Source organism: Leptothoe sp. LEGE 181152 (assembly GCF_032906605.1).
GTDB lineage: Bacteria > Cyanobacteriota > Cyanobacteriia > Phormidesmidales > Phormidesmidaceae > Leptothoe > Leptothoe turfae.
The window spans coordinates 260,290-274,748 of record NZ_JASATU010000068.1; the positions used below are offsets into that span (position 1 = coordinate 260,290).

Genomic DNA, 14,459 nt, shown 5'->3' on the forward strand with positions numbered 1-14,459 from the left:
CTAGGTACTAGACAATCACTAGGTGATGTAAAAAATGCCGGCTTCTAGGCTGAAGCGTAGATATTCGTCCAAGCGTACTCGTAAATTGGTCTCTCGTTGGGGTTGATAGAGATCATGAAATACTCCCATTTCGGCTTCGTCATCGGCTCCCCGACGAATTGCCTCTGCACAGCGCTGACTTAGTTGACCATAGGCCGGGTCGCCATAGCGTCGCGAAGTAAATTGGGGGGATAGACGGCGTTCTATCTGGGCTTGCTGATCGGGGTCTTCGATGGCTGGCAGGTTGAGTTGTGTGGCCAGGGCGGCCAGGGCTAAATTGGGCTGACATTGGTAACGACGTGGGGCTTGTGAATTGAGCGGTAGTGATGAGAATCGAACACAGCCAACCTGACGGCGCTGGACGGTAACTGTGTGGGTAAAGATGCTGTTACTGGCTTCCAGACTGCGTACCGTGGTGGTGCCTAAAAGGGTACTGGTTTGGATATGGGTGGGGGTGTCAGGGGCTGCGATCGCAACCTCTCCTCCTCCATCCACCAAACTGGTTACCACCCTTAAGTCTTCAATCGTTTCAGCAATAGTGACAGGGCCTGTAATGGTATGGTCCAGTTGGACGGTCAGCAACGAATTATTTGCCTGAACAGCCAGACTACGGGGTACCGGTTCAGTGTTAGTAAAGGGAACAAGGGTACAGTGATCTAATTGAACTCGATTCACATTACCTGGCTGCACCGTAAGTGAACCTTCTATCCAAAGACCATTCAAAAACAACTCGCCGGGGCTGTCGTTACCGTCAGGAGCAGTTCCCGCTATTGTCAGGTCACCCTGTAAATGGGGACGCAAGAATTCTGGTGCTAAGTCTCCCAGCTGGCGCTGCAGTAATGGTGAATCCGGTATGGGCACCAGGGGCCAGTCTGCTGCTACGATTAACAACTGACTCCCTTCAGGAATATTAATGGTGGGAAAGTCTTCTCCATAGGTTTGGCTGTCGATAATGGCAATAACACCAAAGCTGCCAGGGGGCCGAGCATTCCACTGGTTAATAGCCTCACTTAAGGTCGGTACGACATCGGCATCGGCAGGTTCAGCAGCGAGACTCACACCCCGCTGCCAGGTGACCGGACGCTCCAACAGGGGTAAAACGGAGTCTCCACGGTCGTAGGGACCCCCACCCACATCGTGACTAAAGCCATAGGTGTAGCCGACATTAACCTGTTCCGGCACTACCTCTGGTGGGAAAGAGATGCGCCCGAGCAAGGGATCCACAGCCACTTGAATTGGCAACGAGACGGGAGCCTGGTCTGGATCAGAGGGCTGATAAGATTGTGTTGTGGGTGGACGTCGCCAATCAGCCAGATTACAGATGAGAATTTCTTCAGGGGGAATGGATGTTTCTACACCATTGTCCACAACAACAACCTCAAATACCGGCTGTCGAGCCCCAGTCTGACTGGAATCACCCGTAGCAAAGTACTCAGGTTGAAACGATTGTCCATTGGCAATGGCCTGTCGCCAGGCCTCCAGCTCCTCATAGAGCACACGACGAGGCAAGGGATCTGGCACATTAATCGGGGCAGCCAGGGTAAACAAAATTTCTGGTAAAGGCGGGTTAAACAGGGGGGCATCTAGCCCCACCGGATGGAACCGGTAGCGGCCATCGGCTAGGGGGCCTACGGGTCGAGCAGCACTCAGAAAGAGACTGAGGCTGTAGGGCTGTAACCGCCACAAATGTAGGCCAATATTGGGAATGTTATACCGTCCCCGTTGGGAGGCAATCCGTCGCATTTCGGCCAGGTGGGGCGTTGTTTCAAAGGGAGTGCCAAGATAGGTCAATGCCTGCCAGCGACGTAAATCGGGGGTAACAAGATTGTGCTGTCGGACATGGTTCATGGACTGAGTGGTTGACAACAGCTCAAAGAACTCCACCACCCGAGCTGGCCACCCTGTTACATCTCGAGCCAATTGTTCTAACATGGCCGCCGTACCCTTACGACGGCGATAGCCGATGGTATTTGCTACTTGATCACGATTACTGGGGAATTCAGGCAGATTCGTATAAAGGGGACGATTCCCAATCAGATCGCCAATGTAGGGCACCACCCACTCGGCACAGGTTTCAATAAACTGGTCATCATAAAGCTGTTCCAAATCCGTTTCTAGAACGGCTACTTCCCTTGCCAATACCTGAACCAACGCCTTCAGGGGTTCTCCCTGATCGACATCACGGATGCGATAAATGGCAGGCAACAGTTTGTAAAGGGTTTCTGCATCAAACGTCATGACAGTACCCCCAATTGATCGAGTGCCGCTGGATCTAAGGTCAACAGTTCTGCCGCCAGCAAGTTAGAACCATCGTGCTGAGGTACGGCTGCCGGTAGTGGCCTTTTCAGACCGTTGATCAGCAACAAACCATAGCGTCTGAGTAAATCCAGATCCACGTGCACCACACCAGTCACACGTTGCATCACCGCCAAAACCTCACTCAGGGCCACCCCTTGCCCAAAAGCACGGGCTTCAAAGGAGAATGCCCTGCGCATAGCCTGTTTTACGGCACCCAGTACGCTATCAGCCTGAAAATCAGGATTGATTTGAATCTTGCCTGCCAGCGTAAATTTGGCCGCTCGATAAGACTGGACCTGTATTGGCACATGGGGATCGCCAGACTTCTGCAATTGTTTTAGCAGTTTAGCAATCAGCTCAGCTTCAATGGCTTCTCCGTTGGGACCGGCCACCGTGACAAATACCCCCCGATGTTGGCCCATCCAGGTCCAGGTGGCCAGGGCCTTGGCAATGCCCCCAAAGGCTCTAGAAAAGTCTTCAAAGTCCTGTAGCGACACCACCCGATCAAGGGTGAGTACGGTCAATGGCGCATTGTCGCGGGCGTTGGCCAAACTCTCGCCATTGTCCCCACCGGTAGCGGGTAAGGGATTAGTGACAGCTTTCAGTCCCAGGGGACGAGACATTAAATTGGTCAGCTGATCAGCTCTGACATTACCTGCCAGACCCAGGCCCTTACGATATCGGGCATCGATATTGTTAATGCCAGTAGGCAATCGCTCACCGGTGTGCCCATCCCCAAATTTCACCAGGGTGTTACCCGCTTCAGTGAGGCGAGTGATAAAGCTGCGATCTTGAGGTGTTTGGCCATAGAGCATGGGCGCTTCATGCCAGCGGATATCATTTACACGAATCTCTAAGGTGGAGAGGGCACCACTGGGGGTGGCATCACTGCTGACATGGGTGAGTGGCGACTGTCGCAGGGTAAATGTTTGATACACCTGGCTGGCATCGCCATTGCCTAAAATCTCTTGAACAGTCTCACCATGGGTGGCCGGGGCCACATTGGCGTTGATGGTGACGGTATCTCGCCGGTAAGGATAGGTAAGACCTTTTTGTAAGATAATTTGGGTGTAGCCGCTTTGAATGGTAATTGTTTTTAGGGTAAGAACCTCACTGTGGGTCACTCCAGGAAGATCGGCTCGTTCCCCGTTGAGAATAAGAGGCTGCCCTGGTTGCAATCCCAGGTAAAAGCTGTCCAGTGTAATGGTGTCTCCTTGCACTGCTTCTGTTATTGGTAAATTTGCCAATGACAGAGCTTCGCTTTGGGCATAGACCAGGGTCCGTCGGATAATGTGAAAACTATTGGAATTGGCCTTCCACCAGTCGGTATCCAAAATCAGGCGAGTGGTTTTACCGCTGAGATTATACTCACTGCGGGTCAGGGTACTCACCTGGTTGATTGTGGCAATAACAGGGTTAGAGCTGGGGGCTTTGCGAATGGCCACATAGCCACCCTGGGTAATGCCTTCATAGGCATTATCTAAAAATAACCAGCTGCCAGATTCCCCCGCAGGCTGCCATTCTATCTGCTTAAGCGTGCCATTTTCGATAACAGGTGTGGAATAATCACCACTATCGTCATATTCAATTCGTTTGGCTGCATTATGGCCAAACACGGGCGCACTCAGGCGAAAAACGTAAATCTCTGCCGGTTGAGGGGGGGCAGTTTGTTGAGTAACGATTGTTTCTGTGAGACTGTCTACAGACCATCCCTGGTTTTCTATCAGGGCTAACAGATCTTCCTGGGACCAGCTTTTGCCAATAATGCGACTATCGATTTGGGCCTGGGTAAGGGGAACTTGCTGGTTAGGTTCCACACCTGGAGGAAAGGTGGGATTATTAAATCCAGGCAGTGCCGGTGGCGCACCCGAGATCAGATCCAGACGAGTGGTATTGGCTGCCTGGTCGAGGGTTACGCGAAAAACAGTTTTGAAACTGCGGCTTGGGCCTTTGACAATCAGGAGTTTGTCTCCTTTTTGGAGACTGTTGGCAATTCCCTGTACGGTAACGCTCTGATTAACAGAACTGTTGGTTTGCGGCTGGGTCAATCGGGGTCGCAGGCTGTTCCAGGCAATTCTGGCTTCGATGGGGGTTGAGGTTTCGAATAGCTGGGGTAGCTCATCTTTACCGGGAACACTCTGCACCTTGGTCCCTACGTCCAGGGTGATTTGGGCGGGCGAGCCGGGTGCAGTATCCAGGGTAAAGGCCAGCTGGGTGCTGGCAGCGACACCCGGTTGTAACTGGTAGCCAATCAGGCGAGCCAGGTGTCGAATCGATAGGCGTTCGGTGGCGGTATGCAAATAAGATTCTTGAGCAATACGCTCCTGGTAGAAGGTGAGCACATCAGCAACAGTGGCCCAGGCGTCAAGGAGTGCGATCGCAAAGTCATCATCATCTCGGGTTGTCAGCGCCTGTAGGGCTGACAGCTCCGCACTAGATAGCTGGGCCAACATGCTCTGCTTAAACTGGCCATGGACACCAGCGCGGTAGGTGATAGTTTTCAGCCCGGCCCGATTAAACACCTCTACTGGCGTATATAAGCCAATGCCATCACAACAGCCACAGTCATTTAACGCCAGCAGTTCCCGAGCCAAAAATGAGTTCATTTCCCTGCCTCCATCTGCAAGCGTAATACTCCCTGCTCCTGGAAATCAGGATCATTGTTGAGACGGGCAATTTCCAGACGATCCATCTCTAACACCCCAGTGACAAGGCCCTCTTTACTGGGGATACCCTGCCGCTGAAAGAGTTTAATGTGGGCTGACGCCACCCCGGTAACAGCCTGTACAGCAGCATAAATGGGACTGAGATACACCGACTGCCCAAAGGTAAAATTGTCGGGATGAAAGAGACCTAACCGACCATCCGGCAGTCTACGATTGCTCAATACCTGTAGTACCGCTGCCTTAACATCGCTGCGAAAATAATTGGGATGCACACACACCAACATCTCAATTTCCAAAGAGACAAATCGCGGCCCATCCACCTCCAGGTCATAGCCCGCCATCCGAAATCGTTCCAAATGCTCTCGTAGCTCTGTTTTAAACTCAGCATCAACTAATCTCCCCCCCAGACGATCCATGGTAACAAACACAGTGCGCCAGCTCCCTGTCCAGCGAAATGTGGCCACAGCTTTTTGTACTTCTGGGTGCCGTTCAGCAGCAGCAGCATAGTCCGCCAGGGTCACGGCTCGTTCCTGCACCCTAAAGGCATAGGGCGCAGCTTGACGCACCTGTTCAAGACTTTCTGGGGCCTGTCCTCCTCGGGCAGGCAATGGGTTACGAATCTGTTGAATCGTGCCCAGCTCGCTCACCGCATGGGCTAAGGTGTCGGCTCCGATATTACCTGCGAGACCATTGCCAATGCGATAGGTGGCACTAAATCGGGTACCTGGGCTGGGACGTAAACCATAGCGATCGTCTCCAAAGCGGATCTTGGCACTACCGTCATTCTCAGTTTCGACCACAAAGTTCAAATCTTGACGACCGCTACTCAGTAAATCTCTGACGGGTCGCCATGTCGCTGGCTGACTGCTGAGTTCACTCTGCAACGTAATGGCCGGTAAGGCCGTTCCCAATTGTCGTTGGAAGGCCACCTGGGCAGATGATGGGGGAGATGTGTAGGCGGTGACCTGGGTCAGAGGGCCTGTTGCCAGACCGGGGCGAAACTTAGGAATAACCGGATTGGGAACCGTTGGCTGACAGCGATCGCCTGCTGCCACGGGCACTTTAAACAGCGTTGGCGACGGTACGGTACCCAGAAATTCTTGAGCAATAGTGGCCCCGTGATCGGCGAGAACAATATTACCCAAAGCCACTGTAACGTTCGCTAAAAACTGTTCCCCCTGGACGGCATCTGCCTGGGCAGACAGACATAGGGCAAAGGGTAGCGCATCGGCATCATCCCAGGTGATTTGGGTGACATTTACCGGCTCATTGTTGGGGGGCTCAGCAAACTGTCCACCGATGGGATCTGCCATTAAGGTGACCTGGGTTAACCGTACGGCCCAACGGTGGCTGGGGTCGGCATCTTCGGGGTGTCCCGTGCGCGGTCCCAGTATCTCTTCAAAAATTAAAATGTCGCCCGCATTCAGATTAGGATAATGATCGCTAAGGGTGGCCTGGGTGCTCCCCTTGGGCAAACAACAGTCTTGATCTCCCCAGGTGTAAAACTCTAATTGATTGTGGGTGGGAAATAGGACGGCCTCCGTCATGGTTTCAAAAATGACAGGCCGTTGCCCGAGGGCTATTTCGTATTGGGAGGAATCCGGTGGAATCAGCCTGGGTTGTCCCGGCACCTGGGTGAGTACCTGGGTGCCCTGGGGTAGGTTAATGCTGTTGTTGCCGCTGGCCTGTACCTGCACCCAGGTGCGGGCATTACAGCCATCGTGCATAAAATAATCTACAAGGCGGGCATGGCGACGCACAGAGGTGCGTTTGCGGGCCGTGTCGAGATAGGCTTCGGTTGCGATCGCATCCTGTTCATAGCTAAGATAATCCCCCACATAGGCCATTAGCTCCACCAGGGCGATGCCGATATCCGCCGGATTCCGCTCAAATCCCTGGGGCATCAGCACCGCCAGCCGATCCAACATTAACCGCCGAAAGCTAGCATAATCCTTGGCCAGGTAATTAATGGCTGGTGTGGGCGTTGGTTCTGGAGAACAAATTCGTTCTGTTTCGCAATCAAAATCGCTAGGGCAGTCAACCTTAAACGAAAAATTAATCGCCGACAAAATTGGATCTAGCCAGTTGGGCGGTCCGTTACCCTCAACAATTTTGAGGGTATAAGTGGAATAATCTCCCCATTGATTAACCCGCAGTCGAATTTCTACAGAGTCATTAGCGGTAACAATCTCCGTTACCTGAATATCTCGGATTCGCTCGCCGCCCTCAATCTGAATATTGTCAGCATCGAGACCATTGGCCCCCAGCGGCTTTAACAGAAAAACCAATAAAATTAGCTGCCGATCACTGTTGTTGGGTGCATCATTATCAAGCACCTCTAAATAATCAATGCCATTGAGACCACTGGCAAGAACAGCAGTGCGACGGCGATGATCACAACAGAAATACCGCAGCATGTCACACCTCCCGCGTAAACTGTGCAACCTGCTGTTGTTGGGTACGGCGTACCAAATAACGCACGGTGACACGCAGGGTAGACGCTTCGTTTTCCACCATCACCTCATCCACCTGGATTAAATCCCCCAACCACCGTTGTAAGCCCCCCCTCACCGTGGCCTGGGTTGCCGCCGACAAAATGTCACTGTTTGGGGCAAACACAAGTTGTAATAACCCACTCCCAAAGTCCGGTCGATTTACCCGTTCCCCAGGCGCTGTAAACAACACCTGCTCGATTAGATCACGAATGTGACCTGACCCATCGGTCAGAGCTGTGCGCCCTCGACTCCGATCAATGTGGAAGGGAAAATCTGTCACCATCAGATCGCACTTACCCTCCCCTGGGTGGCCGCAATGATCAACGGAGTGCCTGTTGGGGTACAAATTGCCTGACTATCCAACAACAACACAGGAATACCCATGGACGTCACCCGAGTTGAACCGGTTACCCACTGGGCCGTCACACAGGGACCATTAGCCGCTGGCGGCGGCGGCAGCGTACATCCCGCAATTCCATAGACCGTCGGCTGAGTCACAATCGGCTGACCACTCACCGTCACCCGAGGGTTTACCGATGTGGGTTGAGCTTGTCCAGCATGGCTGCACAACACCGTTGCTCCTTGATGCAGAATAAATCCTGGCATTGTTCTTTGATTCCTCCCTATACACTCCCTTCTGTACTGCTAAGTCACCTTTAAAGCCCCCGCATTAATATCCGTAATGCCTGTAATATTCACCGTCGTCGCCTTGAGCGTGATGGTAGGTGCTGTAATCGTCACGCCACTAGCATCAACGGTAATAAAAGAAGCCGGTCCGCTATTGACCATCACCCCCGGTGCCGTCATCGGAGGAACTGGAGCATCGCTAATCACCACAGCTCCCTGGGTGACACTTTGCATCACCGCTACTGGAGTTCCAGGCGTCGTTTGTCCCGCCGCCGTGGTTGGCACCTCCGGTGTAGACCCCCACCAGCAGCCCACCCAAATCGGATAGTCCGGATCACCCTGTTCAAACTCTATCCATACCCCAGCCCCAATTGGCGGAATAAAATACATCCCCATTTGCGGTCCAGCCCAGGGAAAACAGGGTAAGGCCCAGGTGGTAGACGGCAACAACGAAAAATCCGTTATTGATACTTGAAGACGTCCCCGTCGTTCAGGGTCAACGTTATTGACCACCGTGCCGCGATATTTACCATAAAACTTCTGTCCATTCATTATGCAGGCACCTGGGAAACAGTGGATACTAAACCATTGCGAGAGAGTTCAAAACTTTGCTTGTGGGCATCACGGGTGATGGTGTGGGTAACATTATTAACGTAATACAATCCATCAAAGGCCACACCTGCCCCCCGCACCCCCACCAATTCTCTTGCTTTTAGCAAGCGGCCATAGCGCAACACATCCAGACTGCCCGAGCCAGTTACCGCTTCGGCAGAACGAGCTGCCTTGGCAAGACCCATCATGGTAGCTCGTACAGGCGAATATTTAGCTGAGTCAGAAATCACCTCAAACTGTTGAGGGATAGGCGACACGGCCCCCAGGAGAGGATTTAATGGTGTAATATCAGGAATAGGGATGGGAATCGGAACTTTTGTTGTGGGATTTTGAACTGTCACAATTGGCAACATCTTTGCACTATCATCAAATCGAAAGCTGAGAGATTCCACATTGGTGTAAGCGTCCATATCTACATTCAATGCCGGTTGAGGCTGACCCACTTTTATTTCAGGTCCCCAATAGGCACAGCTAGTCAGGGGAGCTGGTCCTGGCTCAAGGTAAAACACATAGCCCACCTCATCGGCAAGCTGTTGAATATAGTCCAGATCGGTACCTTTTTGTTGGGGAACCCGGTCGGTTGGTAGCGGCACATCTAACAAAACACTGGGTAATGCTTTAGGAATAATCCCTAAGGCAGCGTATTTGGCCAGGATAGTCAGCACTCGGGTAAATGGCGGCATCGCTGGAAAAGGCGTACCCGGCGGATTACTAAACCGGGGGTAGTTCATCACTTCAGTGAGATCGCTGCCCATAATCGTCAATGTGGCTGGCTGGCTGCCAACGCCAGGTGAAATTGAATGCTCCTTAACTACCCCATCAATCAGTACCTGAGGTGTGCCATTGACTGTGACGACAATAACCACTCTTAGCAATGGAATCGTTGCTCCTCCAGAGAGCAAGAAAAGGGTTTGCAAGGGGGAATTGTTGCTAATTTCAAAACTCAATTGAAATCCACTGGCGGAGCGTGCCGAAATGCTGATTGAGACTTCTGTTAAGGCATCCAAAACAGTTTGTGGGACTGGTACTGGTACAGCCGGTCCCACCATGAGGGTAAGCAGGTGCTGACTACCCCTAATCATTAGCTGCCCCTGGAATACCTTCAGGCAGAGTAATCCGCAGCGTTTGCCCCGTGGTTGCGGTCAGGTCATTGGGACGGATGGCACCGTTGGCATCACATATTCGCCAAAACTGTTCCGGATCACCTAGATACTGGGCAGTGAGATTATCCAGTCGCTCTCCGTCCCTGACGGTATGTTCTTGCAATAGGGCAAATCGTTCTGGTGGCGGAACAAATCGACGACACAAATACGCTACAGACTGGCCTGTCTCACCCTCAAGCGTCTTGGTTTCAATAGTATGGTATCGACTGGTGGGAGGAAATATGTCATTCATTAGGGCAAGCCTCCTATGCCAGAACTATTGAAACTGCCACGGGGTATTTTGGTTGCAAACTGTTCTTTTTGTTCTAGATAGCTCATAAATAGTCCCCCACCATAGCTTTCAACGGGAATATCAAAAATGCTGAGTACCCGCATACCCAGACTGACTTTGGCTCGTACCGGATTTAAGAAAGAATCAAAGGCTTCTTCGGTAACGCTAAACTCTGTGAGGTTGACGGGCAATATACGCTGTTTTCCCCAAATAAATAACAGTAACGGGGCCTGCATTGGGGTAATTTCTAACGTTCCTGCCTGAGCCAAACGATGATTAGCCTGAAGTTGACTGGTGCTGGGGTAAATCAATGTTTCCAGCGCCGCTAACTGCGGATAAAGGCCAAATTCAACCGCATCCGGGTTCTGCTGCGGAAATTCACGCTGGTCCGCCGTATCAAATTCAACTTCCAAGTTAATGGTTTCGGCAGCAGGGCCTTTTAATCGCAGTGCTTCTGCCCGATTACTATCCCCCGACTCCACCCGCAGCACTTGCAAAGAACGACTGAAGGTTTCGGGATTAAATTGAAAATTGATCAGCCTTAGCAGTTGACCATTATCTGCATCAACCTGGGCAAGCCCGCCCTTTTTTAAGAGAGGTGAGATTGGAGTAGTCATTAAACGATTGTCTTAAGGGGCCAAGAACTTGCTCAAATGACTCTGAAAATGTAACCCTGGGAGCTGATGATCCTAGTTATAGGTGTAAACCTAAAATGCCATACAACTGTGTGATTTAACTTTACTCAGAAGCTACCGAATCTGCTTTAGAACCACAAACAGTGCTACAAATTTGACTAAAAATGAAACTTATTGAACAAATTCGTAACTTACGTTAATCAAGCAGAACAAATCATTGTTGCTGGTGTCGATTTCCCCTTTCTCGAAGAGTTTTACAGAGAACTCAAATCATCAAAATCCAAACTGATAGGCTGCTTTCGTCTCTTTTGTGTTAAGGCTCCTGGCTTAACCTGACGGAGCTTTAAAGCCTCAAATCCGTCTTTTTGACTGTTTTGGCAGGTTCTAGTGGTGCTCGAACTAGTTTCAGTGCCTGTCCCTTCAACATAAACTTTATTACGGCTTATAATTTTTAGCTTTTTCGGATTTTTGTTGTTGATGTGGGGGCAGTAACTAATGGTATCGTCACTCCTGTAAACCACAGTACAGAGCTGTTTGGCTATACCAGCTGGCAGAACTGAGAGAGTTGCCGTATTACAGGCATAGAGATTAATGACAGCCCCAGGTGCAAAATATGGCTTCAAATCCATGCCAGCGGCACCATCAACGCTCAGCGCATAGCCATTTACGAGACCTGTCTCATTAAAGTTAACCCTGGCTGTACTAATTGGCCTCTCATCTTCATCGCCATATTCGTCAATAATTTCTTCCCCAGGGGGAAAGATTTTGCCGCTGAGTGCCAGATAAGAGTCATTGCCATGACCGACGAGGTTGAGTTCAGATACGCCTTTTTTACCCTGGGCCTTAATCTTATCTGCCAACGCTTTAACGCTACCAATCACCTCTCCTTTCCCACCGGCTGCTGCTCGAAAATCCTCAGTCGATGGGCTCCATGTATGATCACCCACCATGGCTTTCGCTTCTCGATGTTGGTTGTTCCAGACAGCGGGTTTTTTGAAATCTCCTAAAACCCAGAGAGTCTTGCCCTGGCTGGCTGGTGGCATTTTGAAGTCAGGGCAGATGGTCTCCTCTGTTTCCTCTGCATCTTCTTGTGGTGTGGCAGTGTCTGTGGGTGCGCTGACATTGCCGAGCCTGCTGCAGACACCGTAGGCTTTGCCCTTATCCGTTGCGAGATCAAACGCTTGTAGTTTCTGGATTAATGCGTTGTCGGTGAGGCTAAAGTCTGAGTCGCCACAGAGAGATAGCAGGCAAATTCGGCGGGCACGTCTGGCTCGTAAACGGCGTAAGGGGCCCACTTTGAGGTTTTTATTTTCAACCTTGCGCAGCCATCCTGTCAGAATGGAGTGGATCAGGGGACGGCGGGCACGATTTAACTCCGTTTCTTCCTCTTCGCTTTGGGTACAAGTTGGCCTGGCGTTCGTATTGTCTGGGGCACGCTGTAACGTGTTGTGGGATGATGCTCCCTTGCCTTGCTGTAGGGTGTGAACTAACTCGTGCGCAATCAGGCTTTGTCCACCTGATGTGTGAGGGTTAAAGGCTCCTTGCGCAAAGGCGATGTGGTTGCCCACAGTAAAGGCGCGAGCATTAAGGCTGTGGGCGAGTTGGGGAGCTCGCCCCGTCGTGTGTATATGGACGCCTGAAAAGTCCTGGCCGAAGCGAGGTTCCATGAATGTTCGGACCTTAGAAGGTAAGGGCTGTCCAATACTTTGCTGTATAGCCTGAGCCCCAGATTGAATGGCAGGTGTAGCATTGAGTGATGGGTTAGAAGAACGTTTGGTCTGTAGGGTTGCGTCTTCCTCTTCCTCTTCCTCCGAATCAACCTGTCTTTGAATCAGAGGGGAAATTTGACCAGCGATGGGTGTTGCTTGCAGTGTTGCTTCTTTCTCCTCCTCAGGGCCTATTTGCCGCTGCAAACTAGGTCCTGGCATCTGTATAACCTGATCAGCAATGCGATCGGCTTCCTGTTCATATTTATCGTTGGGCTGTCCTATTTTCAGTCTGGACTGAGTTTTAGGACTGAGTGATGGCAACGCCTCATGCAAAACAGGTGACATTTTAGAGAACGCTGGGGGCCATACAGAGGGACGTTGCCGATGCTGCTGCTGACTCTGAAATTGGCTCTCCTTCTCGGACACTCCCACTGACTTATCACAGCCACAATTCCGTTTCAGAAATCCTGGCGACATAGGCGTGAAAGATGGTTGTTGTAAGGATTGAGCTTGAACAAGCGATCGCATGGGCTAGTCCTCCAGGCTATCTGTAGCCATCCCCTAACCTCCCCCATTAAATCAGGTTAGGTAGAGCGATCGCGTCATTCGTGACAAACCTTTGCCTATCCCGCCCAGTTGTGGATGGGCAGGAATGTGACTTCTCTAGAAGTCGCTCCTACGATAAAGTAAACCACTCCCAAATTATTGCCTTGCACTTTTTGGTGATCCACAGTAAACTACATACATGTAGATAGATGCTGAAATCACTTTGAGCGATACGAGGACAAAAATTTTGGACGTGGCGGAGCACTTAACCCAATTAAAGGGGTTCAATGGCTTCAGTTATCTTGATTTGGCTGATGCTATCGGCATCAAGAATTCAAGCATACATTACCACTTCAAAGCTAAGGCTGACCTGGCTTTGGCGTTGGTTGAGCGCGTTTATGAAGTCCAAAGTACCGCCCTTGATGCTTTCGATAACAATCTCGATACGCCACAACAACGATTGCAAGCAGTGGCCGATTCTTTTCAAGCCTACATTCAGGACGAGAAGTTCTGTTTGTGTGGAATGATGGCGGCAGAATTGCAATCAGTGAGTCCCGCCGTGAGAAGTCGCCTTACTCTGTATTTTAAGGACCTTCAAGCCTGGCTCACTAAGCAGTTTGTGGCAATGGGAGAAACCGATGCTCAAAATAGGGCACTCAGGTTCGTTAGCACAGCGGAAGGCTCCTTGTTGCTGGCAAGACTTGAGGGTGATCCTCAAATTGTTGGTCAAGCGTTGAAGAGTTTCATCTACGACTGATAGATTTTTTTGCCTCGTTTATCTACATACATATAGGTCAGTCTTTGGCGCATACTTGGCGCATACTTTGTTGAAAGCTGGCCTCAAATCTTTTCCCTACCTCCCCCTAATTCTATGAGCCCAAAGGAGGCTATTATGAAAACCGACAAACCTTTAGAAATCTCTCTGTTCTTAATCCGCATTAGTGTTGCTGCCTTTTTCTTGGTTTGGGCAATTGGAAAAATAATTGCGCCTGGAATCACTCAAGCCGTTGCTGAATCTTACTACTCCTCACCTGTGACAGGATCTGTTTCGGCTGTTATAGGGATTCTACAGTTAGCGATTGTTCTAACTTTTTTGGCGGGTTTATTGAAGACCTGGACCTATGGCTTGCTGCTGGGAATGCATGCTGTTTCAGTACTCGTTTCACTCAAAAATTTGGTTGATCCATACACAGCGCCTAATTATTTATTCTGGGCAGCCATTCCCACATTGGCGGCGTTAATTGCGTTGTTTCTATTGCGTGAGCGTGATCAGCTGTTTGTCTTAGGTCGCCGTCATCTGTCTCAAGAGGATACAGCATCTCGCCAAATTCTATAGAGTTTATTGGATGCTATCTGGCATTCACCTGAAAATGCCAGATAGTGTCTATACAGACAATA

12 protein-coding genes are annotated in these 14,459 nt (G+C 50.7%); 2 read left to right on the forward strand and 10 right to left on the reverse strand.

The annotated features are described in order from the left end of the window. Positions 1-18: 18 nt before the first annotated feature. From QGP82_RS34740 to QGP82_RS34785, 10 genes are all read right to left on the reverse strand, one after another. Positions 19-2,277 (reverse strand): hypothetical protein, encoded by a 2,259-nt coding sequence (locus tag QGP82_RS34740; RefSeq protein WP_499062335.1) that lies wholly within the window; start codon positions 2,275-2,277, stop codon positions 19-21. Next, positions 2,274-4,943: a putative baseplate assembly protein gene (locus QGP82_RS34745; RefSeq protein ID WP_499062336.1), complete on the reverse strand. Its 2,670-nt coding sequence runs from the start codon at positions 4,941-4,943 to the stop codon at positions 2,274-2,276. Before QGP82_RS34745 ends, QGP82_RS34740 begins: the two co-directional genes overlap by 4 nt. Further along, entirely contained in the window at positions 4,940-7,420 is a 2,481-nt protein-coding gene (locus QGP82_RS34750; protein ID WP_499062337.1) for a putative baseplate assembly protein, read from the reverse strand. Before QGP82_RS34750 ends, QGP82_RS34745 begins: the two co-directional genes overlap by 4 nt. A gap of 1 nt (position 7,421) precedes the next feature. After that, positions 7,422-7,781 carry a GPW/gp25 family protein gene (locus QGP82_RS34755; protein ID WP_006514835.1) on the reverse strand — a complete coding sequence of 120 codons (360 nt, stop codon included), beginning with the start codon at positions 7,779-7,781 and terminating at the stop codon, positions 7,422-7,424. After that, the gene (locus QGP82_RS34760) at positions 7,781-8,104 is read right to left on the reverse strand and encodes a PAAR-like protein (RefSeq protein ID WP_163668113.1); all 324 of its coding nucleotides are present in this window, start codon (positions 8,102-8,104) and stop codon (positions 7,781-7,783) included. The genes QGP82_RS34755 and QGP82_RS34760 overlap by 1 nt, the downstream gene beginning before the upstream one ends. Before the next feature lie 39 nt (positions 8,105-8,143). Next, a complete protein-coding gene (locus tag QGP82_RS34765; RefSeq protein ID WP_163668115.1) occupies positions 8,144-8,677 on the reverse strand; it encodes a phage baseplate assembly protein V in 534 nt (177 codons plus the stop codon). Further along, positions 8,677-9,819 carry a hypothetical protein gene (locus tag QGP82_RS34770; RefSeq protein WP_499062338.1) on the reverse strand — a complete coding sequence of 381 codons (1,143 nt, stop codon included), beginning with the start codon at positions 9,817-9,819 and terminating at the stop codon, positions 8,677-8,679. The genes QGP82_RS34765 and QGP82_RS34770 overlap by 1 nt, the downstream gene beginning before the upstream one ends. Then, positions 9,812-10,132: a LysM peptidoglycan-binding domain-containing protein gene (locus tag QGP82_RS34775; protein WP_163698195.1), complete on the reverse strand. Its 321-nt coding sequence runs from the start codon at positions 10,130-10,132 to the stop codon at positions 9,812-9,814. Before QGP82_RS34775 ends, QGP82_RS34770 begins: the two co-directional genes overlap by 8 nt. After that, positions 10,132-10,788 carry a CIS tube protein gene (locus QGP82_RS34780; protein ID WP_499062339.1) on the reverse strand — a complete coding sequence of 219 codons (657 nt, stop codon included), beginning with the start codon at positions 10,786-10,788 and terminating at the stop codon, positions 10,132-10,134. The genes QGP82_RS34775 and QGP82_RS34780 overlap by 1 nt, the downstream gene beginning before the upstream one ends. 272 nt (positions 10,789-11,060) lie before the next feature. Further along, complete coding sequence (locus QGP82_RS34785) at positions 11,061-13,043, reverse strand: eCIS core domain-containing protein (protein ID WP_499062340.1); 1,983 nt, start codon at positions 13,041-13,043, stop codon at positions 11,061-11,063. A 241-nt stretch (positions 13,044-13,284) separates the two neighbouring features. Here QGP82_RS34785 and QGP82_RS34790 point away from each other — a divergent pair, with 241 nt between their 5' ends. Beyond that, positions 13,285-13,818 carry a TetR/AcrR family transcriptional regulator gene (locus tag QGP82_RS34790; protein WP_499062342.1) on the forward strand — a complete coding sequence of 178 codons (534 nt, stop codon included), beginning with the start codon at positions 13,285-13,287 and terminating at the stop codon, positions 13,816-13,818. 135 nt (positions 13,819-13,953) lie between these two features. Further along, positions 13,954-14,397, forward strand: a complete 444-nt coding sequence (locus QGP82_RS34795) for a DoxX protein (RefSeq protein WP_163668127.1) — start codon at positions 13,954-13,956, stop codon at positions 14,395-14,397. The last annotated feature ends 62 nt before the right edge of the window (positions 14,398-14,459 follow it).

Coding starts and splice junctions, on each gene's coding strand:
- QGP82_RS34765 (WP_163668115.1), bottom strand. CDS start 8,677: ATGAATGGACAGAAGTTTTATGGTAAATATCGCGGCACGGTGGTCAAT.
- QGP82_RS34780 (WP_499062339.1), bottom strand. CDS start 10,788: ATGACTACTCCAATCTCACCTCTCTTAAAAAAGGGCGGGCTTGCCCAG.
- QGP82_RS34775 (WP_163698195.1), bottom strand. CDS start 10,132: ATGAATGACATATTTCCTCCCACCAGTCGATACCATACTATTGAAACC.
- QGP82_RS34770 (WP_499062338.1), bottom strand. CDS start 9,819: ATGATTAGGGGTAGTCAGCACCTGCTTACCCTCATGGTGGGACCGGCT.
- QGP82_RS34750 (WP_499062337.1), bottom strand. CDS start 7,420: ATGCTGCGGTATTTCTGTTGTGATCATCGCCGTCGCACTGCTGTTCTT.
- QGP82_RS34755 (WP_006514835.1), bottom strand. CDS start 7,781: ATGGTGACAGATTTTCCCTTCCACATTGATCGGAGTCGAGGGCGCACA.
- QGP82_RS34740 (WP_499062335.1), bottom strand. CDS start 2,277: ATGACGTTTGATGCAGAAACCCTTTACAAACTGTTGCCTGCCATTTAT.
- QGP82_RS34795 (WP_163668127.1), top strand. CDS start 13,954: ATGAAAACCGACAAACCTTTAGAAATCTCTCTGTTCTTAATCCGCATT.
- QGP82_RS34745 (WP_499062336.1), bottom strand. CDS start 4,943: ATGAACTCATTTTTGGCTCGGGAACTGCTGGCGTTAAATGACTGTGGC.
- QGP82_RS34760 (WP_163668113.1), bottom strand. CDS start 8,104: ATGCCAGGATTTATTCTGCATCAAGGAGCAACGGTGTTGTGCAGCCAT.
- QGP82_RS34785 (WP_499062340.1), bottom strand. CDS start 13,043: ATGCGATCGCTTGTTCAAGCTCAATCCTTACAACAACCATCTTTCACG.